Source organism: Photobacterium sp. GB-50 (genome assembly GCF_003026755.1).
GTDB lineage: Bacteria > Pseudomonadota > Gammaproteobacteria > Enterobacterales > Vibrionaceae > Photobacterium.
This window is the reverse complement of the sequence record NZ_PYNX01000001.1, coordinates 275,605-296,440: the sequence shown is the minus strand read 5'-3', so window position 1 is coordinate 296,440 and position 20,836 is coordinate 275,605. Positions and strand designations below refer to the sequence as shown.

General features: G+C 41.4%; 21 protein-coding genes. 14 read left to right on the top strand and 7 right to left on the bottom strand.

Annotated elements, in window-relative coordinates; all coding sequences use genetic code 11:
* Positions 1-9: 9 nt before the first annotated feature.
* The 7 genes from C9J41_RS01240 to C9J41_RS01210 all read right to left on the bottom strand — a co-directional run bounded on the left by C9J41_RS01240 (position 10) and on the right by C9J41_RS01210 (position 6,858).
* On the bottom strand, positions 10-516 hold the full coding sequence (locus tag C9J41_RS01240; RefSeq protein ID WP_107205614.1) for a VC2046/SO_2500 family protein: 507 nt from the start codon (positions 514-516) through the stop codon (positions 10-12).
* Positions 517-658: 142 nt separating this feature from the next.
* The gene (locus C9J41_RS01235; protein ID WP_105060595.1) at positions 659-1,633 is read right to left on the bottom strand and encodes an alpha-L-glutamate ligase-like protein; all 975 of its coding nucleotides are present in this window, start codon (positions 1,631-1,633) and stop codon (positions 659-661) included.
* Between the two features lie 3 nt (positions 1,634-1,636).
* Positions 1,637-3,145 carry an inactive transglutaminase family protein gene (locus tag C9J41_RS01230; protein ID WP_107294111.1) on the bottom strand — a complete coding sequence of 503 codons (1,509 nt, stop codon included), beginning with the start codon at positions 3,143-3,145 and terminating at the stop codon, positions 1,637-1,639.
* 14 nt (positions 3,146-3,159) lie between these two features.
* The gene (locus C9J41_RS01225; protein WP_107292065.1) at positions 3,160-3,969 is read right to left on the bottom strand and encodes an ATP-dependent zinc protease; all 810 of its coding nucleotides are present in this window, start codon (positions 3,967-3,969) and stop codon (positions 3,160-3,162) included.
* An 86-nt stretch (positions 3,970-4,055) separates the two neighbouring features.
* A complete protein-coding gene (cmoB, locus tag C9J41_RS01220; protein ID WP_107205617.1) occupies positions 4,056-5,030 on the bottom strand; it encodes a tRNA 5-methoxyuridine(34)/uridine 5-oxyacetic acid(34) synthase CmoB in 975 nt (324 codons plus the stop codon).
* Between the two features lie 15 nt (positions 5,031-5,045).
* Positions 5,046-5,774, bottom strand: coding sequence for a carboxy-S-adenosyl-L-methionine synthase CmoA (gene cmoA, locus C9J41_RS01215; RefSeq protein ID WP_107259421.1), 729 nt, complete (start codon positions 5,772-5,774; stop codon positions 5,046-5,048).
* Positions 5,775-5,946: 172 nt separating this feature from the next.
* Entirely contained in the window at positions 5,947-6,858 is a 912-nt protein-coding gene (locus tag C9J41_RS01210) for a DUF72 domain-containing protein (protein ID WP_107205618.1), read from the bottom strand.
* Between the two features lie 320 nt (positions 6,859-7,178).
* On the opposite strand from C9J41_RS01210, the gene aspS reads away from it, so the two are divergent.
* The 14 genes from aspS to tolA all read left to right on the top strand — a co-directional run bounded on the left by aspS (position 7,179) and on the right by tolA (position 20,808).
* Positions 7,179-8,969: an aspartate--tRNA ligase gene (gene aspS / locus C9J41_RS01200; RefSeq protein WP_107245548.1), complete on the top strand. Its 1,791-nt coding sequence runs from the start codon at positions 7,179-7,181 to the stop codon at positions 8,967-8,969.
* A 204-nt stretch (positions 8,970-9,173) separates the two neighbouring features.
* Positions 9,174-9,920 (top strand): YebC/PmpR family DNA-binding transcriptional regulator, encoded by a 747-nt coding sequence (locus C9J41_RS01195; RefSeq protein WP_107245547.1) that lies wholly within the window; start codon positions 9,174-9,176, stop codon positions 9,918-9,920.
* A gap of 22 nt (positions 9,921-9,942) precedes the next feature.
* Positions 9,943-10,464, top strand: coding sequence for a crossover junction endodeoxyribonuclease RuvC (ruvC, locus tag C9J41_RS01190; RefSeq protein ID WP_005370662.1), 522 nt, complete (start codon positions 9,943-9,945; stop codon positions 10,462-10,464).
* 120 nt (positions 10,465-10,584) lie between these two features.
* Positions 10,585-12,039 carry a methyl-accepting chemotaxis protein gene (locus tag C9J41_RS01185; RefSeq protein WP_107259425.1) on the top strand — a complete coding sequence of 485 codons (1,455 nt, stop codon included), beginning with the start codon at positions 10,585-10,587 and terminating at the stop codon, positions 12,037-12,039.
* Positions 12,040-12,116: 77 nt separating this feature from the next.
* Positions 12,117-12,740, top strand: a complete 624-nt coding sequence (gene ruvA, locus C9J41_RS01180) for a Holliday junction branch migration protein RuvA (protein ID WP_107259427.1) — start codon at positions 12,117-12,119, stop codon at positions 12,738-12,740.
* A 29-nt stretch (positions 12,741-12,769) separates the two neighbouring features.
* A complete protein-coding gene (gene ruvB, locus C9J41_RS01175) occupies positions 12,770-13,789 on the top strand; it encodes a Holliday junction branch migration DNA helicase RuvB (protein WP_107205623.1) in 1,020 nt (339 codons plus the stop codon).
* 943 nt (positions 13,790-14,732) lie between these two features.
* A complete protein-coding gene (gene cydA / locus C9J41_RS01170) occupies positions 14,733-16,319 on the top strand; it encodes a cytochrome ubiquinol oxidase subunit I (protein WP_107205624.1) in 1,587 nt (528 codons plus the stop codon).
* Positions 16,320-16,336: 17 nt separating this feature from the next.
* Positions 16,337-17,473, top strand: a complete 1,137-nt coding sequence (cydB, locus tag C9J41_RS01165) for a cytochrome d ubiquinol oxidase subunit II (RefSeq protein ID WP_107245543.1) — start codon at positions 16,337-16,339, stop codon at positions 17,471-17,473.
* A gap of 14 nt (positions 17,474-17,487) precedes the next feature.
* Positions 17,488-17,595: a cytochrome bd-I oxidase subunit CydX gene (gene cydX, locus C9J41_RS01160; protein ID WP_005370675.1), complete on the top strand. Its 108-nt coding sequence runs from the start codon at positions 17,488-17,490 to the stop codon at positions 17,593-17,595.
* Between the two features lies 1 nt (position 17,596).
* On the top strand, positions 17,597-17,890 hold the full coding sequence (ybgE, locus tag C9J41_RS01155; protein ID WP_107205626.1) for a cyd operon protein YbgE: 294 nt from the start codon (positions 17,597-17,599) through the stop codon (positions 17,888-17,890).
* 278 nt (positions 17,891-18,168) lie between these two features.
* Positions 18,169-18,573 carry a tol-pal system-associated acyl-CoA thioesterase gene (gene ybgC / locus C9J41_RS01150; protein WP_107259429.1) on the top strand — a complete coding sequence of 135 codons (405 nt, stop codon included), beginning with the start codon at positions 18,169-18,171 and terminating at the stop codon, positions 18,571-18,573.
* Positions 18,574-19,263 carry a protein TolQ gene (gene tolQ / locus C9J41_RS01145; RefSeq protein ID WP_105060583.1) on the top strand — a complete coding sequence of 230 codons (690 nt, stop codon included), beginning with the start codon at positions 18,574-18,576 and terminating at the stop codon, positions 19,261-19,263. It abuts the gene before it with no gap.
* 3 nt (positions 19,264-19,266) lie between these two features.
* Positions 19,267-19,710 (top strand): protein TolR, encoded by a 444-nt coding sequence (gene tolR / locus C9J41_RS01140; RefSeq protein WP_105060582.1) that lies wholly within the window; start codon positions 19,267-19,269, stop codon positions 19,708-19,710.
* 9 nt (positions 19,711-19,719) lie between these two features.
* Complete coding sequence (gene tolA, locus C9J41_RS01135; protein WP_107259431.1) at positions 19,720-20,808, top strand: cell envelope integrity protein TolA; 1,089 nt, start codon at positions 19,720-19,722, stop codon at positions 20,806-20,808.
* Positions 20,809-20,836: the final 28 nt, after the last annotated feature.

The window sequence follows — 20,836 nt, the reverse complement described above, 5'->3', positions numbered from 1 at the left end:
ATATGAATATTAAGCGGCGTGATAAAGCTCAGAAGTTCGCTTTGCATGAATAAGCGAAGCATATAAGTTTTTTGGTGATGCCGAGATAGGACGAGGCTCTTCTGGTGGAAGCTTGCGACGTTCGTGTACTGAAAGGTTGTGAAAGATATCTTCAGGTAATCCTTTAGTGTTCTCTGCTGGGAACGTTAACGCTGTGGGTTGCAGGCCGTGTAGTAAACGGGTACTCGCAATACCTGATTCATGGAAAGCTTTTGCCTGATCCGCAGAGCGTTGGTAACAATGTTTTGATGTGGTCAGCGGTTGAGGAAAAGGTAGCTCAAAATAAGCACGTAGTTGTTGCTCTGTTTGAATCTGCTCAGGCTCGTTATCTTGCGGTGTGTTTTCCATTAATTCAGAAGATAGCAATGCAAGCATTAATGAGAAATCAGCACGACGACCAGATTCAACCGCTTGGTTGAGTCCTGTACCGAGCTGGATCTCATTGATCAGCATATTATCTAAAGAAATGTGTTGCATGGAAAAGTAAGCCTTAATCATAGTGATAGTCTTTATATCGACATCAATGCCAAGAGCTTTAATTTTTTATATTATTAATAAAAATAAAAAAGCCCTGTCGTGATAACACGACAGGGCTTTCAAAAGGTATTAACCGAGAAGATTAAAACTTAGGTTTGACACCGAACTGGTGAGCAGCATAAGCGACACGCTCTTCAGGTGTTGGCGTATGTGCAGAAGTACCGATATTTTCAATATGGCGAAGGCGAGGGAGTAAACCACAACCATTTGCAATTTGAATGGCCAATCCTGGTCGAGCATTGAGCTCTAGCACCATAGGGCCTTTCACTTTGTCTAACACCATATCTGTACCCATGTAGCCTAAGCCTGTCATTTCCCAAGCACTCGCAGCAAGCGTTAGTAGCTTGTTCCAATTAGGTACTTGAAGCTCGCTGAGTAAACGATCAGTATCTGGGTGGTGTTCAATTGGCTGATTAAATTGAACTGCTCGTACCGCTTTACCTGACGCGATATCAATCCCGACACCGACAGCACCTTGGTGCAAGTTTGCTTTGCCATCGGACGCAGAGGTCGAACAACGCATCATCGCCATCACAGGATAGCCTTTAAATACGATGACACGAACATCAGGTACACCTTCAAAACTAAAGCCATCAAAAACATTATCAAATTGGATCAAGTTTTCGACCATGGCGACATCATTTTTACCACCCAACGAGAATAGTCCCGCGAGGGTATTGGTAATATGACGTTCAACATCTTGTTTATTGATTTCTGCACCAGACGGTTTTACATAAATACCGTCTTTGTGCTTAACAATAACTAAAATGCCTTTACCGCCCGAGCCTTGTGCGGGCTTAATCACAAATCCAGGCCAATCTTTTACCATATCGTGGATTTTTTTTACTGAGCCTTGGCTATCGATAACACCGATCAAATCAGGAACGGTTGCACCGGCTTGTTGGGCGATAAATTTTGTTTTTAATTTATCATCAACAAGAGGATAAAGGCTGCGATCATTATAGCGACCAATGTAGCTATGATTACGCTTGTTCATCCCCATGATGCCACGTTCTTTCAGCTTGTTTGGTGAAGTAAAACGTGCAAGTAAATTCATCGATTAATCCTCAGTTAGCGGCTTAAAACGACGAAGTTCACTTAAACGATAACCTGTGTAGTTACCTAGCATTAGGATGGCAGCTAGAATGATGAACTGCACACCAATGAAGTTAAATGTTAGGTGACGGATCATAGGGTTCGTCATTGCAAGGTACACAAGGATCGCAGTGAGTAGTGAACCACCACCTTGTACGAAGACTTCTTTCGCCCCTTCTTCTTCCCATAGAATCGACATACGTTCGATAGTCCATGACAAGATGATCATTGGGAAGAAGGTAATTGTTAGACCTTCAATAAGACCAATCTTAAAGGCAACAACCGTGAATATTGAAATGATCAATATTACGGTAATAATTACCGCGGATATTCGTGAGACTAAGAGCAAGTTCAATTTCGATAAATAACTTCGAATAATTAAACCTGTACCAACAATCAATAAGAAACCAACAATACCCGTTAATAATTGTGTTTGGACAAACGCAACCGCGATTAACACTGGCATGAAAGTACCAGAGGTTTTCAAGCCAATAATCACGCGAAGGAATACCACAATCAGGGCACCAATAGGAACAAGCATAATGGTTTTAAACATTGCTTGTTCTTCGAGTGGTAATGAGTGGATTGAGAAGTTTAATAAGTCTTCGGCTTTAATCTTCTCTTGCGTAGCACGCTGTGGTGTGATGTCTTGAGCAATGATAGAAAAACTAATATTAGAATTTCGACCACCAACAACATCTAGCATCGCACTGCCTTGTTGGTTCCAAATCATTACATCCGAAGGTTTGCCTTCTTCGCCAGTAGTCAGATTAAAGAGCTTCCAACTATTGTTATCCCACACTTCAACCATCGGCATCACTGTTTGGCGACGACGACCATCTTCAAGTTTTAAACCGCTAACAATACGCGAATGGATACCTTCAAGTGAAAGTAAACTTGTAATGGCTTCTTGCGGACTCATAGAATCAAGTAACACGGATGCGTTTTGGTTTTGTTTATCTTGTAATTGACGAATAAGTTCACGGGTAAACGTAGTGTTGTTCGCAGATAAATTACGCGCCTGTGTTAACAGTGCTGTTGCTGCTGTTTGCTGCGGGTTGCTTAAACTGACTGTAGCGGGTTCACCTTTAGGTGGGATCTCTTTGTACTGCGCTTGATCATCAACAAGAAGCTGAGTTTTGTAGTAAAGTACTTGCTTACCCATAGCGGTACGCGTAGCCCAGTCAGCTTGGTGACCTTCTTTCGTATTATGGATAAGTACAGAGTAGCCAGGAGGTGACGACGTACTTTCATCAATTAAGGTAAAGCCTTCCTGTGTTTCAGGTGTCGCCATTTTAACTTGTACAGGATCACCAACAGCATCGAATTGAACACGTGCTTCAACTTCCCATACTGCACGCTCTTCGCCTGGTGTCCACGGCACACCGTAGACATCATGGCGATACATGCTCAGTCCTAAACCTGCAATAATAAGCAGCGAAATAAGGATATAAAAGGGTACTCTAGACGTCATGACATCCTCATCATTTATTTATTAGCACTAACTGGCTCTGGTTTTGGCTCAGTTTTTCCTTGAACAAATTCTTTACCCACATCAACCAGTGCAATGTCTTTAAAGAACTCACGACCTAATAAGACAGGGAAATCCATCTTCGTTCGATCTGCAAGCGTGAATTGCGCTTTTTCATGTAAATTACCAAGCGTGATCCAAGCTTCAATGACAGGGCGACGCACTGCTTCTTCTGACGTTGACTGGCGGATACGAACCCAGCGCAGAATGGGTGCTTCGATAGTTTCAGGTTTTGCTTTATCGTTTTGTGCTTTTTCTGCTGGAGTATCTTCTGCTGAATCATGGCTCAGGTTAAAACGTACCCATTCTTTACCATCTCGTTCAAAAGTTTGTACATCAACAGCATTTAAAGATGAGGTGGTTGCACCTGTATCGACACGTGCTTTAAAGAATGATTTAACTGAATCAATCCAAACCCACTCTTCCTGACCAAGGATAGCTTTACCATTGGCTTGGGTTGGGTTCGCTTCAATTTTTGGCTCAACAGGCACTCGAACAATTTGTTTTTCAACAATAACTTTAGGCTTTTCTAGGCTTTTTTGCTTAATAAACTTTAGATCTTTAGAGATAGACGCTAATTTACTTTCTAGCTCGGTAATATATTGCTGTTGTGAATCCATTCGGGTAGAAACAGTATCGAATTGAGAATTAATATTCTGTTCTACGTTGCTGATCGCTGCCAAGGTTTCTTGATGATCTTGAGGCTGCGTGGTTGAACACCCTGTCAGTATTGCAATTGTGATTAATGGTACGCTGAAGCGAAGCATCATATCTCCTATGTGCGTCTATTTTCTAATGTCGACCGTAGTTTACCTTACAAAAAGGGATGCGAACAGCATCCCAGTGTCAGTTACTAGTCAGGATTGCGGGCTATTAAAACCGCACGTTTTGGTGCTGGATATCCTTCGATAGTTTTTGACGGATTTTTTGAATCTAAGTATTCCGGAAGGGAATTATTTGTCATCCAATCTGTCGTTCTTTGCTCATCTGTTGTTGTTATATTCTCATCAACAATACGGACATCAACAAAGCCACATTTTTCCATCCACACTTTTAATGCTTTTGCTGATGGGAAGAAATAAACATTGTGCATTTGGGCGTAGCGGTGAGTTGGAACCAATACCGCATTTTCATCACCATCAATCACCAATGTTTCTAGAATGACTTCACCGCCTTTACGCAGTTGATTCTTTAACTGAATAATGTGATCGAGCGGTGAACGACGGTGGTACAGGACTCCCATACTAAATACCGTATCAAATGCTTTTAATTCGGGCAGATCTTCAATACCTAATGGTAATAAGAATGCGCGATCATCGTTGCCCATTAATCGCTTAATGGCTTCAAATTGAATTAAAAATAAGCTTGATGGGTCGATACCGACGGTAAGCTTTGCACCTTCACCCAGCATGCGCCACATATGATAGCCATTACCACAGCCTACATCTAATACGCTACGGCCTTTTAGTGGTGTAATGTGAGGCAGTACACGATCCCATTTCCAATCTGAGCGCCATTCCGTATCGATATGAATATCATGCATGGTGAATGGGCCTTTACGCCAAGGGTGAAGCAAACGTAATAGACTTTCTAAACGTTTTTTCTCACCATCGGCAATCGGAACTTCATTACGAACACTGACTTCATTTTTTAAATCAATAATATCGGGTTTATCGGTTGGGAACTTTTGCAATGCGCGAACCCAACGAGCCATATCCCCGTGCTCTCTATTTTCCCAATCACTTAATTGTTTAGGTAGAGTATTTAGCCATGGACGTAATGTTTCATGCTGGGCAAGAAGCTGATAAAAATCAGAAAAACTAAACATATGGAACAAAAAACCTTATTTAATCGCAAACATTGAGCCGAAATTGAAGCACTGGAACCATACTTCAGAACTAGAAAAGCCTATTTTCTTGAAACGTGTTTTGTGGGTTTCAATACTGTCAGGGCGCATCACATTTTCTATTGCGCTCCGTTTTTGGCTGATCTCTAGCTCGCTATAACCATTTGCTCGTTTAAAATCGTGGTGTAAATCAATCAATAATTCATTGGCACGTTCGTCATCGAAAATATATTTCTCCGACAAAATTAAAATACCGCCAGGGCGTAAGCCAGCATAGATTTTTTCTAATAATGCTTGGCGATCTTCAGGTACAAGGAATTGGAGAGTGAAATTTAACACCACAACTGAAGCGTCATGAATATCAACATCACGGATATCAGCTTCAATGACTTGCACTGGTGTGTCAGAGCGATATGCGTCCACTAATAATCGGCATCGTTCAACCATAGCAGCAGAATTATCAATTGCTAAAATTTCGCAACCTTCTTGCTGAATATGGCGACGCATAGAAAGAGTAGCTGCTCCTAAAGAACAACCAAGATCAAAGATTTTAGAATGAGGCTTGGCAAAGCGCTCAGCTAACATGCCAATTGCTGAGATGATATTACTGTAACCCGGCACAGAGCGTTGGATCATATCAGGGAAGACTTCAGCAACACGCTCATCGAACGTAAAATCACCGAGTTTTTCAATTGGCGCAGCAAAAATATTGTCGTGGCCTGCCATTTCTCACGAACCTCATAATATATAAAGAACAGGGATCCATTGTACGTATTGAGCATCAAACCTTGCTGATACTCAGGCGATCCATCACCTTTGAAAGGTCGCGTATTGTAGAGAAAATAGCAGCATTTGTCTTTAATGATTTCTGATTTGTTCTTTGATTGATTATTTGCGTTTATAGCAAAGAGATTTGTGGCGTACTTATTTCAGCAGCACTGGGCATAGCAAGTTCGGGGAGTGGCGAAAGAGTGTGGTTTTCGCTGATAAGGTTATCGCGTAACACATTATAAAGCCGACGGGCTGATTCAGGCGCAGCATTATTGTCTGGGGTATGAATAAAGAGATAGGGCGTTTTACCTTCTTTGATCCATAAAGGCAGTCGTTGTAGCCAGTTTTTAAAAAAAGGATCGTTACACGCATCATCAGGATGACCAATAAAGCGGATCACAGGGTTATCAGCGGTTGCGATTGCATGAACTGGCACGCGAGGTTTCTTCTTTTGTGCATCAATCACCGCTTCTGTATTCGCTATGGCTGAAAAGACAGGACGGCTATCCATAATAATGCGGTTACTGCCTTTTTCTAACAGCATTCGATTAAGTGCTTTTTCCTCTTCGCCTTTGGCAAAGAACACAGGATGGCGAACTTCGACACCGGTAGTAAAGTGGCGTGGAAACTGATCTAAAAAGGCATCGAGTAAGGGTAAATCGTGAGGACTAAACCTCGCAGGTAGCTGAATCATCCATACGCCCGTTTTTTCTTCAACCGGCGACATGGTATTGAGAAAATCCACCAAGCTTTGATTACTATGACGAAGCTGCTGCTGATGGGTGATGGTTTGGGGAATTTTAAAGGTAAATTTAAATCCACTGTCAGGTGTCGCACCGTTCCAATTTTTTACCGTCGTCATGCTCGGAATAGCGTAAAAGGTGGTATTTCCCTCGACAGTATGAAATACCTCTGCATAGCGAGCTAAACGGTCACCATTTTTACAGCCTTTACCGTATATGCTTTGCTGCCAATGATTGTGTGACCATTGAGATAACCCAAGATATAACGGTAAAGATAAATCAGAAGGTGAAGACATAATAAGACTTGGGTTTATTAAGTAGAGAGTGATGATTTATCTTACGTGATTTTGTTTGTAAAAGTCTAAATCGCCGTAGATATTTGGTCATAATAAGACTTTAAAGTCGTCATAACGAATTGGTGATGAATTACCGTCGGATCACTTCGCTTATTGAGCCTGTTTGGGTATAATGCCTCGTTATTTTTACCTCTTGGCCTTCTTGCTATCCAATTTAGACGATAAATTAGACAGCAAGCGGTCGGGATTGAATTCGCCTGACGTTTAGCGTTATCGACACTAAACGCAGGAATGTAAAGTATATAGATTGGGAATTTCTTATGCGCACCCATTATTGTGGACACCTGAACAAGTCCCTTGCAGGACAAACAGTCGATTTATGCGGCTGGGTAAACCGTCGTCGTGATTTAGGCGGCCTTATCTTTATTGATATGCGTGATCGCGAAGGTGTGGTTCAGGTTGTTATTGATCCTGATATGACTGAGATCTTCACACTAGCAAACCAATTACGTAACGAGTTTTGTATTCGCCTAACGGGTGAAGTGCGTGAGCGTCCTGAAAGCCAATGTAATAAAGACATGGCAACAGGTGAAGTTGAGGTTTATGCAACTGGCCTTGAAATCATTAACCGTTCTGACGCGTTACCGCTTGATTTCAACCAAAAGAACTCTGAAGAGCAGCGTCTAAAGTACCGTTACTTAGATCTTCGTCGCCCAGAAATGAGTGATCGTATTAAGCTACGTGCAAAAGCGTCAAGCTTCGTTCGTCGTTTCCTAGATGACAATGCATTCCTTGATATTGAAACACCAGTACTAACGAAAGCGACACCAGAAGGTGCACGTGACTACCTAGTACCAAGCCGTGTTCACAAAGGTAATTTCTACGCATTACCACAATCACCACAGCTATTTAAACAGCTGCTAATGATGTCTGGTTTTGACCGTTACTACCAAATCGTTAAGTGTTTCCGTGATGAAGACTTACGTGCTGACCGTCAACCTGAATTTACTCAGATCGATATCGAAACATCTTTCATGACAGCTGAAGAAGTGCGTGCTGTAACTGAAAAGATGATCACTGAAATGTGGAAAGAACTACTAAACGTAGATCTAGGCACATTCCCAATCATGTCTTTCGAAGAAGCCGCGCGTCGTTTCGGTTCTGATAAGCCAGATCTACGTAACCCACTTGAGCTAGTTGATGTTGCAGACATCGTTAAAGATGTTGATTTCAAAGTATTCTCAGGCCCAGCTAACGACGAAAAAGGTCGTGTAGCGGTTATCCGTGTACCAGGTGGTGCTGAGCTAAGCCGTAAGCAAATCGACGAATACACTAAGTTCGTGGGTATCTATGGCGCGAAAGGCCTAGCATGGATGAAAGTTAACGATCGCGCTGCAGGTTTTGAAGGTGTTCAATCTCCTGTTGCGAAGTTCCTTAACGAAGAAGTGGTTGCTAATCTTCTTGAGCGCACTCAAGCAGAATCTGGCGACATCATTCTATTCGGTGCAGACAGCAAACGTGTTGTAACAGAAGCGATGGGCGCACTTCGTCTGAAACTAGGTGAAGATCTAGGTCTAACAGACAAGTCAGCATGGAAACCACTTTGGGTTGTTGATTTCCCAATGTTCGAAGAGAACGAAGATGGTTCACTATCTGCAATGCACCACCCATTCACATCACCATTAAACCTAACACCAGAAGAGCTAGCGGCTAACCCTGCAGCAGCGCTATCAAATGCGTACGATATGGTAATCAATGGTTATGAAGTGGGCGGTGGTTCAGTACGTATCCATAACTCTGCTATGCAATCAACAGTATTTGATATCTTAGGTATCTCTGCTGATGAGCAACGTTTGAAGTTTGGTTTCCTACTTGACGCTCTGAAATTCGGTACGCCACCACACGCAGGTCTTGCGTTTGGTCTTGACCGTCTTGTAATGCTTCTTTGTGGTACAGATAATATCCGTGATGTTATCGCGTTCCCTAAAACAACGGCAGCAGCATGTCTATTAACTGACGCGCCAAGCCTAGCAAACCCAGCAGCACTAGAAGAATTATCTATTGCCGTTAAAATTGCTAAGAAAGACGAAGAAGCAAAAGACGCAGAGTGATCTGATTAATTTGCTGTAATAAAAGCCGATGACTTATTTGCCACTTTTTAGTGAACGCCTATAAGATATCGGCTTTTTTGTCTTTTGTTGATTCCTTTCTGCTGTCCATCTTATTTGGTAAAAGTGTTTTGTTCGCTTTAACCTCTTATTTGGTTTATGTTTTCATGCAAGCAAAAAAATTAACATTGCCGGATTGGAGATAACATGGCTGGACACAGTAAATTTGCCAATATAAAACATCGTAAAGCAGCTCAAGATGCTAAACGCGGTAAAATTTTTACTAAGTTAATTCGTGAGATTACTGTAGCCGCTAAAGAAGGTGGCAGTGAGCCTGAGAATAATCCTCGATTACGTGCTGCCATTGATAAAGCACTATCAAATAACATGACTCGAGATACTATCAACCGTGCAGTAACACGTGGTGCTGGTGGTGAAGGTGACGAAGGCGTAGAAACTGTCATTTATGAAGGTTACGGTCCTGCGGGTACGGCGGTAATGGTTGAGTGTTTAACAGATAACCGTAATCGAACAGTATCTGGCGTACGTCATGCTTTCTCTAAAGCGGGGGGGAATCTTGGCACGGATGGCAGCGTAGGTTACCTTTTTGATAAAAAAGGCGTGATTTCTTATGCGGCGGGGTTAGATGAAGATGCTGTTATGGAAGTCGCGTTAGAGTCTGGCGCTGACGATATTGAAACTAATGACGATGGTTCAATCGATGTTTACACGACACCTGCCGATTTCGGTAGCGTGAAAGATGCATTAGATGCCGCAGGTTTTACAGCAGAAAATGCAGAAGTAACCTTAGTGCCATCAACGAAGGCTGAGTTAGATGCAACAACAGCACCTAAACTATTACGCTTAATTGATGCATTAGAAGATTTGGATGACATTCAAGAAGTCTACCATAACGGTGACATGTCAGATGAAGTAGCAGCTACGCTTGAATAATTGCTACTAATAGTAGTGAAAAATGTCGATAATTTTAGGTATAGACCCCGGCTCTCGTATTACGGGGTACGGGGTAATTCGTCAGGTTGGACGTAATTTAGAGTATTTAGGAAGCGGCTGTATTCGCACCTCAGAGCCTGGTATTCCTGGACGATTAAAGCAAATCTATGCAGGCGTGTCTGAAGTGATCACGCAATTTCAGCCTGATTTTTTTGCCATTGAAGAAGTGTTCATGGGCAAAAATGCCAGCTCTGCGATTAAATTAGGTCAGGCGCGAGGCAGTGCAATTGTTGCAGCGGTAAATGCAGATTTGCCGGTCAGTGAATATGCCGCGCGATTGATCAAACAGGCGGTAGTCGGAAACGGTGGGGCAGATAAAGCGCAAGTACAACATATGGTTTGTTCCGTATTAAAGCTAGCAGGTAAGCCTCAAGCTGATGCTGCTGATGCTTTAGCTGTTGCGATTTGTCACGCGCATACCTATAAAACCTTAGTGGCAATGGCAGGGAAAGCGACGGGAGCACGAAAGGGGCGTTATCGTTAATAAGCTTACTATTATTAAAGATGAGACACTTAAGGCATATATTTATTAAGATATTTGTTATAGAAATGTTAACAATCTATAGTGGTCAGAGGTCTAACGATAATAAGCAAGGAAGTGATCATGAACCCTGCCACTTTATGGCGCAGTATATTTATGCCGCGCCAACCTCAATGGACAACAGCACAACAACGCCAAGCCGATATCCTTTCCTTATTTACTTTTATCGCTTTTCTCGTTGGTATCTATAGTTTGATTAAATGGTCAAACCATGGTCATGATAATCTTGTTTTTACTTCTGTCATATTGATTGTATTAGAACTCCTTGCTATTTCGAGCCTGCGTTGGCTTCAGCAGCCTTTAATATCTTTAAATTTAGGTTTTATTGGTATGGCAATCCACGCGCTGAATATTATTTATCAAAGTGGTGGTGTGGTTGATTCAACGCAGACTTATTGGGTGCCTTTGTTAGTTGTCTCTTTCTTCCTCTCGGCAACGCGCGCGATGGCTATTCTTTGGAGTAGCTTGATCATTTGTGTTTCGGCTTACATGACATACCAACATATGCAGGGTGTTTCATTTCCACAGCTTTCTTTATCTCATACAGCACAGCAAATTGAGGTTTGGTCTGGAACCGTATTGCCATTGATTGTCATTGGTATTGCATTAGCTTTTACGGCGAAACAACGTGATATAGCAATTAATCGTGCCGAAAAAGCTAAGCTAAAAAGTGAATCAGAAGCCAGTAAAGCAACGGAAGGTGAGTTACGTCTATCTGATGTATTACTTCAAGCGAATAATAATTCTGAACAATTAAAGCAAGTATCTTATAGCTTAGCGAATCAATCGTCTCAGCTAGATAGCCAAGTCAATGAACTGAATATTAATAGTGAATCACAAGCCAGCGCTGCTGAACAAATGAGCCATCAAGTACACCAAATGGTCCTTGGAGTTGAGAGCTCAAGTCAGTTTGTTGAGGAATTACGTGAAAAAAGCGACGTGGTTTATGAGCTGGCGCAAAAAAGTTCGGCGCACTTAGAAGATTCAACGCAAGCGATCAGCCAAATTATTAATAGCCATGATGAGATTATGAAAGTGGCGGACTTAATCACCTCTGTTGCTGAACAAACCAATTTGCTTGCGCTAAATGCTTCGATAGAAGCGGCTCGTGCTGGAGATCAGGGAAGGGGATTTGCAGTTGTAGCAGATCAAGTACGGGAGCTTTCGGCGAAAAGTAGTCAATCTGCCGTTGAGATCCGCCATCTATTGGATCGTAGTGAGCAGGAAGTACGGCACGGTCAAGGTGTGATTAACGCCAGTACTGAACGGATGAATAATATCATTCAGCAAGTCACAACGATTTCGCAAGATGTACAAGGGTTATCGGGTTTGATGACTGCTCAATCAACCGCATTAAAAGAGCTGGATGAAGCGAGCAGTGAAGTTGCTAATAGTGTGGTAAATACACAAAGTGTGGCTGCAATAGTTGCACAACATGGTACAGAATTAAATCAGCAAGTGGTTGCTGTTCGTCATTTAACACAACAACTTGATCAAGTTGTTTCTCACTCTTCGTAAAATCGATAAAGAACTGGATGTCTATCCAGTTCTTTACTATTCTAGTGCCAGTTTAAATTCACTATAGAGATGATGTTTTGATTGGTCGACTACGCGGAATTGTAATTGAAAAGCAGCCACCTGAAGTATTATTTGAAGTTGGTGGGATTGGTTATGAAGTGCAGATGCCAATGAGCTGTTTTTATGAGTTACCACAGATCGGCCAAGAAGCCATTATCTTTACTCACTTTGTGGTACGAGAAGATGCGCAACTACTGTATGGCTTTAATAATAAAAATGAACGTGAGTTATTCCGTGAAGTAATTAAAGCGAACGGTGTTGGGCCTAAATTAGGCTTAGCAATTTTATCAGCTATGACTGCAAGTCAATTTGTTCGTAGCGTTGAATTAGAAGATGTGACTACGCTAGTTAAAATCCCCGGAGTCGGCAAGAAAACAGCAGAACGTTTAGTTGTTGAAATGAAAGATCGCTTAAAAGGGTGGGGTGAAGGTGACTTATTTACGCCAGCACTTGATACAGCGGCATCCAATGCTCCGATCCAAGATCCATCAAATCAAGCTCGCGCTGAAGATGAAGCGGTGAGTGCATTGGTTGCACTGGGTTATAAACCACAAATTGCCGCGAAAGTGGTTTCTCAAGTCACACAACCAGAGATGAGTAGTGAAGCGATTATTCGTGATGCACTCCGCTCAATGGTATAACCCTGTAAGTTGGGTATAGGCATTAAAATATGATTGAAGCTGATCGACTGGTTTCTGGTAATTTCGAAACAACCCGTGAAGACGATATAATTGATCGCGCAATACGACCTAAATTACTTGATGATTATCAAGGACAGGATCATGTTCGTGATCAAATGGAAATATTTATTAAAGCGGCAAAGATGCGTGATGAAGCCTTAGATCATTTATTGATCTTTGGTCCTCCAGGATTGGGTAAAACAACGCTTGCAAATATAGTGGCGAATGAAATGGGGGTAAGTATTCGTACAACCTCAGGCCCTGTACTTGAAAAAGCCGGTGATTTGGCTGCGCTACTTACAAACCTTGAAGAAAACGATGTGTTGTTTATTGATGAAATACATCGTCTAAGTCCTCAGGTTGAAGAAGTACTTTATCCTGCAATGGAAGATTACCAATTAGATATTATGATAGGTGAAGGCCCAGCCGCACGCTCAATTAAAATTGATTTGCCACCCTTTACTTTAATAGGTGCAACGACACGAGCGGGCTCATTAACGTCACCTCTACGTGATCGTTTTGGTATTACACAACGCCTTGAGTATTACAAAGTAGAAGATCTCAAAGACATTGTAGGCCGAAGTGCTAAATGTTTAGGACTATCAATGGAAGAAGGCGGCGCGATGGAAATGGCCATGCGTGCTCGTGGCACGCCACGTATCGCTAATCGTTTGTTACGGCGTGTGCGAGATTACGCTGAAGTAAAAGGTAACGGACATATTTGTCCTGATATCGCTAATAAAGCATTAGACATGCTCGATGTTGATAGCAGCGGTTTTGATTATATGGACCGTAAACTTCTATTAGCTATTATTGAAAAGTTTATGGGTGGCCCTGTCGGTTTAGATAACTTAGCAGCAGCTATTGGTGAAGAGAAAGATACAATTGAAGATGTACTTGAACCGTATTTGATTCAGCAAGGTTATTTACAACGGACACCAAGAGGCCGAATTGCGACACATCGTGCATATCTCCATTTTGGTTTAGATCTTCCTAAAAATACGAAGTAAAATAAAAAAATCAGAAAAATTAAGCGTGGCGATTAAAGTCACGCTTTGTTGTTTAATAATTTTATTATATTGTGAATTTATTGTTATTTTGATTTGATGTTTATTTATCACGTTAGTTATTTAAAAATCAATTTTACTATTTACTCATGATTCAAGTAATATTTATCTGTTTTTTATTATCAAAAATATGATTATGGTTTTCATTTTTATTAGGTGAAAGCTAATGAGAAATATAAAACAAGACAATATCACAAAAGCAGAACGTTTTATTTTTATTGTATCGATGGTTTAATTTTATACATTAACGGGCTGATATTTAGTAAAAAATAAAAAACGTTATGTTTAACTTAGATATCTATACATTCGTAAGTTTAGATATTTGAGCGGTGTTTACGATACCTTACAAGACAACGAATGACAGTCTAGAAGGTGGTTTGATGATCTTTCTAGATTATTCATAAATTTTATTAAGTTATAACAAAAGTAAAGCAAAAAATGATTCACTTCATTTAACTATCATGATTAAATAAGAATAGGAAAAGGAATATTATTTCAGAATACGATCAAATATAATTCATTGTTTACTCCTTCCAAATTCATTCTTCCTATCAAAATCTTCTGTAAATTGATCTAAATCAAAAATATCTGCGTACAGGCTATCAAGCTCATTTTTTCTTGATATTTGTCAAAGCAAAACGCGTAATAAACTCTTTGAAGATTGCATTTAATATCTGTAATATTACCGACGACTAAATTAGCTATAGAATTACGTATATTTAAATTTATTTAAACAATATTGCAACACAATATGGATGCTTGCAACTATAAGCAAGTGATCAGGAAGGTCGGCAAAATTGCAATAAGTTCTCTATACAAAGCTAAACCCAATAATCGGTACATATTAGTACTGTCACCAGTCAGCTGGTGAATAAAGGAGTTATCAATGTTAACTGATGTCGTCGAACTATCGCGGTTACAGTTCGCTCTAACAGCGATGTATCACTTTTTGTTCGTTCCATTGACTCTAGGTATGGCTTTTTTACTAGCCATTATGGAGTCAGTTTATGTAATGACCGGAAAGCAAATCTACAAGGACATGACTAAGTTCTGGGGTAAGCTTTTCGCGATTAACTTTGCTCTTGGTGTGGCTACCGGCCTATCTATGGAGTTCCAGTTTGGTACAAACTGGGCATACTACTCTCACTACGTTGGTGATATCTTCGGTGCGCCATTGGCAATCGAAGCACTAATGGCATTCTTCTTAGAATCAACGCTAGTCGGCATGTTCTTCTTTGGTTGGGATCGCCTATCTAAGCGCCAGCACCTTGCTGTCACTTGGCTAGTCGCTCTTGGTTCAAACTTCTCCGCACTATGGATTCTTATTGCTAACGGTTGGATGCAAAACCCAGTCGGCGCTGATTTCAACTTTGAAACAATGCGTATGGAAATGGTGAGCTTTGCAGACGTAGTGCTTAACCCAGTAGCACAGGTGAAGTTTGTTCACACTGTAGCATCTGGCTACGTATGTGGTGCAATGTTCATTCTAGGTGTTAGTGCATACTACATGCTGAAGGGTCGTGATATTGCGTTTGCGCGTCGTTCATTTGCAATCGCAGCAGCGTTCGGTATGGCATCTATCGTTTCTGTAATGATCCTTGGTGATGAGTCAGGTTACGAGCTAGGCGACGTTCAGAAAACTAAATTAGCAGCAATTGAAGCGGAATGGCACACAGAGCCAGCACCTGCGGCATTTACTGTGTTTGGTTTCCCTAATCAAGAAACCATGGAAACCGATTATGCAATTAAGATCCCGTACCTAATGGGTATCATTGCAACACGTTCTTTTGATACACAAGTAACGGGTATCCGTGATCTTAAGAAAGAGCACGAAGTACGTATTCGTAACGGTATGGTTGCATACGGCCTTCTAGAGAAATTACGCGCGGGTGATAAGACACCTGAAAATATTGCAGCTTTCGACGAAGTGAAGAAAGACTTAGGTTACGGTTTACTACTTAAGCCTTACACCGACAAAGTTGTTGATGCGACACCTGAACAAATTCAAAAAGCAGTAGATGACTCAATCCCTCAAGTATGGCCGCTATTCTTTAGCTTCCGTATCATGGTGGGTGCTGGTTTCTTAATGTTCGCCATTATTGGTGCTGCATTTATCCAGTCTTGTCGTCATAAGATCACTGGTAACAAGCTTGTTCTTAAAGCTGCACTATTTGGTATTCCACTACCTTGGATTGCGATTGAAGCAGGTTGGTTCGTTGCAGAATACGGCCGTCAACCATGGGCAGTAGGTGAAATATTACCTGTTCATATGGCAGCATCTAACCTTGAACCGTCACAACTATGGTTCTCGTTAGCGGCAATTCTAGCGCTATACACAGCATTCTTAGTTGCTGAAGTTTACCTAATGGTTAAATTCGCTCGTCTTGGTCCAAGTAGCTTGAAAACAGGTCGCTACCATTTCGAACAAAATGACACAAAACAAGATGTGGTTTCACGTCAGGTTGAAGCGTAAGCAGGGAGAAACAAATAATGTTTGATTATGAAAGCTTGCGACTAATTTGGTGGTTACTAATTGGTGTGCTATGCATCGGTTTTGCAATCACGGATGGTTTCGATATGGGGGTAGGTATCCTATCTCATATCATTGGTAAAACGGATAACGAACGCCGTGTAATGATCAACTCAATTGCACCTCACTGGGATGGTAACCAAGTATGGTTGATCACCGCTGGTGGTGCATTGTTTGCAGCATGGCCGCTAGTTTACGCAACAGTATTCTCTGGTTTTTACGTTGCAATGATTCTGACGTTAGCTGCACTTTGGCTTCGTCCTCTTGGTTTCGATTACCGTTCAAAGCTGACAGATCCAAAATGGCGTAGCCTTTGGGATAAAGCTATCTTCGTCGGTAGTTTTGTACCACCAGTGATCTTCGGTGTGGCATTCGGTAACTTAATGCAGGGTGTACCATTTGAACTGAATGAGTTCATGATCCCAACCTACAAGGGTTCATTCTTCGGTCTGCTAAATCCATTCGCACTATTGTGTGGTGTGGTGAGCTTACTGATGATCGTGACTCAAGGTGCAACATTCCTACAAATGAAAACAACAGATGCTATTCATGAGCGTTCTCGTAAGGTTGCTGCAGGCTCTGCAATCCTAATGGCTGTTGTGTTCGTTATTGCTGGTTTTGTTGCTCACGGTGTTAATGGCTACGTGATTACATCTGAAATCATTAAAAATGCACCTTCAGATCCAACAACGAAAGATGTAGTACGCAAAGTGGGTGCACTATTTATAAACTACGAAAACTACCCAGCACTATGGATTGCACCAATCCTTGCGGTAGCGATGCCGTTACTGACAGCGCTGTGTTCACGTGCTAACCGTGCAGGTTTTGCTTTCTTATTCTCAAGCCTAACTATGGTAGGTGTGGTATTAACGTTTGGTTTTGCAACATTCCCATTCATTATGCCTTCAAGCCTAGATCCACACATCAGCTTGACTATTTGGGATGCAACATCCTCTGAGTTAACATTGAAGATCATGACTGTAGTTGCCTTTATTATGGTTCCAGTGATCTTGGCTTACACCTCATGGTGTTACTACAAAATGTTTGGTCGTCTAGATACTAAATATATCGAAGACAACAAAACTTCACTGTACTAAGGAGTAGACGAACAATGTGGTATTTTGCTTGGATTTTAGGTGTTCTACTGGCTTGTTCTTTTGGTATCGTCAATGCGTTATGGCTTGAAACGACCGAAAACATGGATAACGACAGTGAGTAATATGGATCGTGCGATAAAAGCAATACATGCACCATTGATGATGTTGCCACTAAAATTATTAGCGATTGCAATGGCAGTGACTGTTGCAGGGTTAGTGATGTGGGAACCACACCAGTTTGCTGATGCAATTGGTGGCTTTGGTCCTGTAATTGCGCCGTTGATGATTTGGGCAACATGCAGTGCCATGGTTTTTGGTATGAGTTTTGTGCCTCATCGCTGGTATTGGCAGTTATTTTTCTCGCCAATCATCGCACTTCCGATATTAATTTATGTTCTTAAATTGTACTTTTTTTAATAGAAGGCGATTTGTAGAATAATCAAACGGCTTACTACTGTGGTAGTAAGCCGTTTTTTTATAAATATTAGGTAGGAATTGCATTCATTTCGCTTGTTACGCATGGTATGTGAACAGAAATGTGATTTGATTGTCAGAATGGATACGTAAGCGTTAATTTTATATAAAATAACGACTTGAAAGCATCACTCAGTAACAACGTTATATTAAGTTGATGTATAGTAGCAGCAATGTATTTTTGCATATATGAATGATAGCCACGACTCAATGGTAATAAAATGACACAACTTAATGTTTTTAAGTGGCCAGTAACCATTTACTATGAAGATACCGATGTTGGTGGGGTGGTATACCACGCTAACTATTTGAAGTTTTTTGAGCGAGCACGAACAGAATACTTGAGAAAAATTGGGCTAAATCAGCAACAGCTATTTTCGTTAAATATGAGTTTTGTTGTGCGCAGCCTAACGATTGATTTTCTTCGTGGTGCAAAACTTGATGATCAGTTAATGGTCCATACAGTGGTGCAAAATATACGACGAGCTTCAATCGAATTTAGCCAAGAATTAGTAAACAATAACAACGAAGTGCTGTGTAAGGTATTGGTGAAAATTGCTTGTGTCGATCCGACACAGATGAAGCCTATTGCACTTCCTGAACAATTAAAGCTGGAGATAAATTAAGTGAACTCAGAGTTGACGGTTTTAGACATTATTCTAAATTCAGGTGCGCTTGAAATTATGGTTATGCTTATTTTATTAGGCATGTCGATTGCATCATGGACAATGATCATCAAGCGTTCTCAAGTATTGTCAGAGGCTAGCCGTAAAGCCGCACAGTTTGAAGATCGTTTTTGGTCAGGTATTGATTTATCTCAGTTGTATAAAGAAGTACAAGCACGTAAAGATGACCTAACGGGATCTGAGCAAATTTTCTATTCAGGTTTCAAAGAGTTTGCACGTTTACACCGCAGCAACGATAAAGTGCCAGAAGCGGTGATGGAAGGTACAAGTCGAGCTATGCGCGTATCACTGTCAAAAGAAGTTGATGAATTGGAAACCAATCTACCGTTTTTAGCGACGGTGGGTTCAATTAGTCCGTATATCGGCTTATTTGGTACGGTACTGGGTATCATGACTGCATTTATCGCTCTTGGTGCGATGAAACAGCCAACATTAGCAACCGTTGCACCTGGTATCGCAGGTGCATTGATTGCAACAGCGATGGGCTTATTTGCTGCGATTCCTGCTGTAATGTTCTACAACCGTTTAACCAATAAAGTATCAAAGCTAGAACATACGTACGCAACGTTTATGGAAGAATTTTCAAGTATTTTACACCGTCAAGCATTTGCCGCTAATCAGGAGAAGTAAGCAATGGCTTATCAACCGAAAAAGCGCAAAATGACAGCGGAAATTAACGTTGTTCCCTATATCGACGTTATGTTGGTATTGCTTATTATCTTTATGGTAACAGCGCCGTTCGTTAGCCAAGGTGTGGATGTGGATCTGCCACAGACCACCACGGCAGAAACGGTTGCAGAGATGAATAAAGATAGCGATATTCCGCCAATTATTGTGGAAGTCGATAAAGATGGCCACCTTGGTGTCAGTATCGACAATGCTGACATGCAACGGGGCTTATCGTTGCAAGAAGTGCTTGCACGTGTAAAAGCGCAAATGGCAGCGCAGCCTAAAACGTTAGTGATGGTAGGTGGTGATGGTCGTACACCTTATGCACATATTATCGAAACATTGGACGCCTTAAACCAAGCCGGTGTCGGCTCTGTTGGCTTAATGACTGAGCCTCTTGAGCAATAAGGTTAAAGAATGAAAAATAACAATTACACAGGTTCCACCGTTATATCGTTATTTATTCATGCGCTGTTGATTGGATTATTGTTCTGGGGCGCTGATTTTACGATGAAAAAATCAGATGTGGGCGGCAATACCATTCAAGCTGTGGTTGTCGATCCTGCAATGATTCATCAACAAGCGACGCAAATTCGAGAGCAACGGGAAGCGGCGAAACGTGCTGAACAAGAGCGTAAAAAAAGGCTGGAAGAGCAGACGGAAGCGCTTGAAAAGCAGAGAAAAGATGAAGCTGAACGTGTTAGACAGTTAAAAGCCGACAAGCTAAAAGCTGAGAAAGAAGCACGAGAAGCAGAGAAACAACGCAAGCTAGTCGCAGAGCAACAAAAGCAAGCGGCTGAAGAAAAACGTAAAGCTGATGAAGCGGCAAAAGTAGCGAAAGCACAAGCAGCAAAAGCAGAAGCTGAGCGTAAAGCGAAACAAGAGGCTGCAGAAAAAGCGGAACAAGTTCGTCAACAAAAACTTGAAGAACAACGTAAAGCGGAAGAAGCAAGTCGACAAGCTGAACTTGAGCGTCAAAAGCAAGTAGCAGCAAAGAAAAAAGCACAAGAAGAAGCGGCTCAAGCGGAAGCGAAACGTAAAGAAGCTGAAGCAAAACGTATTGAGGCTGAGCGTAAGGCAGCAGAAGCTAAGAAAAAAGCCGAAGCAGAAGCGAAACGCAAAGCAGCTGAAGCGAAGAAACTCCAGCAGCAAAAAGAAGCAGCATTGAATGATATGTTTGCAGGTCTTGAAGCGGAAAGCGAGCAGCGCGGTGGTGCGAAAGGGCAACATATTGCTGATGAAGTGGCACGTTATGGCGCAATATATAAACAAATGATTCAACAAAATTTATTGGTTGATCAAAGTTTTAAAGGCCAAGAATGTAATTTGACTATGCGTTTGTCTGCTGATGGTTTAGTACTGGATGTCACTCAATCTGGTGGTGATGGTGCATTATGTCGCGCGGCAAAATCTGCGGTAGTCAAAGTTAGCCAATTCCCAATGCCTGATGATCCAGAAATAGCGAAAAAATTAAGAGATATCAAACTTACAGTCACGCCACAGTAAATGATTTGTGGTGCAATATAAAATAGGA

Bases quoted from the DNA above. Each gene is read 5' to 3' on its own strand.
- C9J41_RS01235 (WP_105060595.1), bottom strand. From the start codon at position 1,633: ATGAATTTACTTGCACGTTTTACTTCACCAAACAAGCTGAAAGAACGT.
- cydB (WP_107245543.1), top strand. From the start codon at position 16,337: ATGTTTGATTATGAAAGCTTGCGACTAATTTGGTGGTTACTAATTGGT.
- cydA (WP_107205624.1), top strand. From the start codon at position 14,733: ATGTTAACTGATGTCGTCGAACTATCGCGGTTACAGTTCGCTCTAACA.
- C9J41_RS01240 (WP_107205614.1), bottom strand. From the start codon at position 516: ATGCAACACATTTCTTTAGATAATATGCTGATCAATGAGATCCAGCTC.
- C9J41_RS01210 (WP_107205618.1), bottom strand. From the start codon at position 6,858: ATGTCTTCACCTTCTGATTTATCTTTACCGTTATATCTTGGGTTATCT.
- C9J41_RS01230 (WP_107294111.1), bottom strand. From the start codon at position 3,145: ATGACGTCTAGAGTACCCTTTTATATCCTTATTTCGCTGCTTATTATT.
- C9J41_RS01185 (WP_107259425.1), top strand. From the start codon at position 10,585: ATGAACCCTGCCACTTTATGGCGCAGTATATTTATGCCGCGCCAACCT.
- ybgE (WP_107205626.1), top strand. From the start codon at position 17,597: ATGGATCGTGCGATAAAAGCAATACATGCACCATTGATGATGTTGCCA.
- cydX (WP_005370675.1), top strand. From the start codon at position 17,488: ATGTGGTATTTTGCTTGGATTTTAGGTGTTCTACTGGCTTGTTCTTTT.
- ybgC (WP_107259429.1), top strand. From the start codon at position 18,169: ATGACACAACTTAATGTTTTTAAGTGGCCAGTAACCATTTACTATGAA.
- aspS (WP_107245548.1), top strand. From the start codon at position 7,179: ATGCGCACCCATTATTGTGGACACCTGAACAAGTCCCTTGCAGGACAA.
- tolR (WP_105060582.1), top strand. From the start codon at position 19,267: ATGGCTTATCAACCGAAAAAGCGCAAAATGACAGCGGAAATTAACGTT.
- C9J41_RS01225 (WP_107292065.1), bottom strand. From the start codon at position 3,969: ATGCTTCGCTTCAGCGTACCATTAATCACAATTGCAATACTGACAGGG.
- ruvB (WP_107205623.1), top strand. From the start codon at position 12,770: ATGATTGAAGCTGATCGACTGGTTTCTGGTAATTTCGAAACAACCCGT.
- cmoA (WP_107259421.1), bottom strand. From the start codon at position 5,774: ATGGCAGGCCACGACAATATTTTTGCTGCGCCAATTGAAAAACTCGGT.
- ruvC (WP_005370662.1), top strand. From the start codon at position 9,943: ATGTCGATAATTTTAGGTATAGACCCCGGCTCTCGTATTACGGGGTAC.
- cmoB (WP_107205617.1), bottom strand. From the start codon at position 5,030: ATGTTTAGTTTTTCTGATTTTTATCAGCTTCTTGCCCAGCATGAAACA.
- tolA (WP_107259431.1), top strand. From the start codon at position 19,720: ATGAAAAATAACAATTACACAGGTTCCACCGTTATATCGTTATTTATT.
- C9J41_RS01195 (WP_107245547.1), top strand. From the start codon at position 9,174: ATGGCTGGACACAGTAAATTTGCCAATATAAAACATCGTAAAGCAGCT.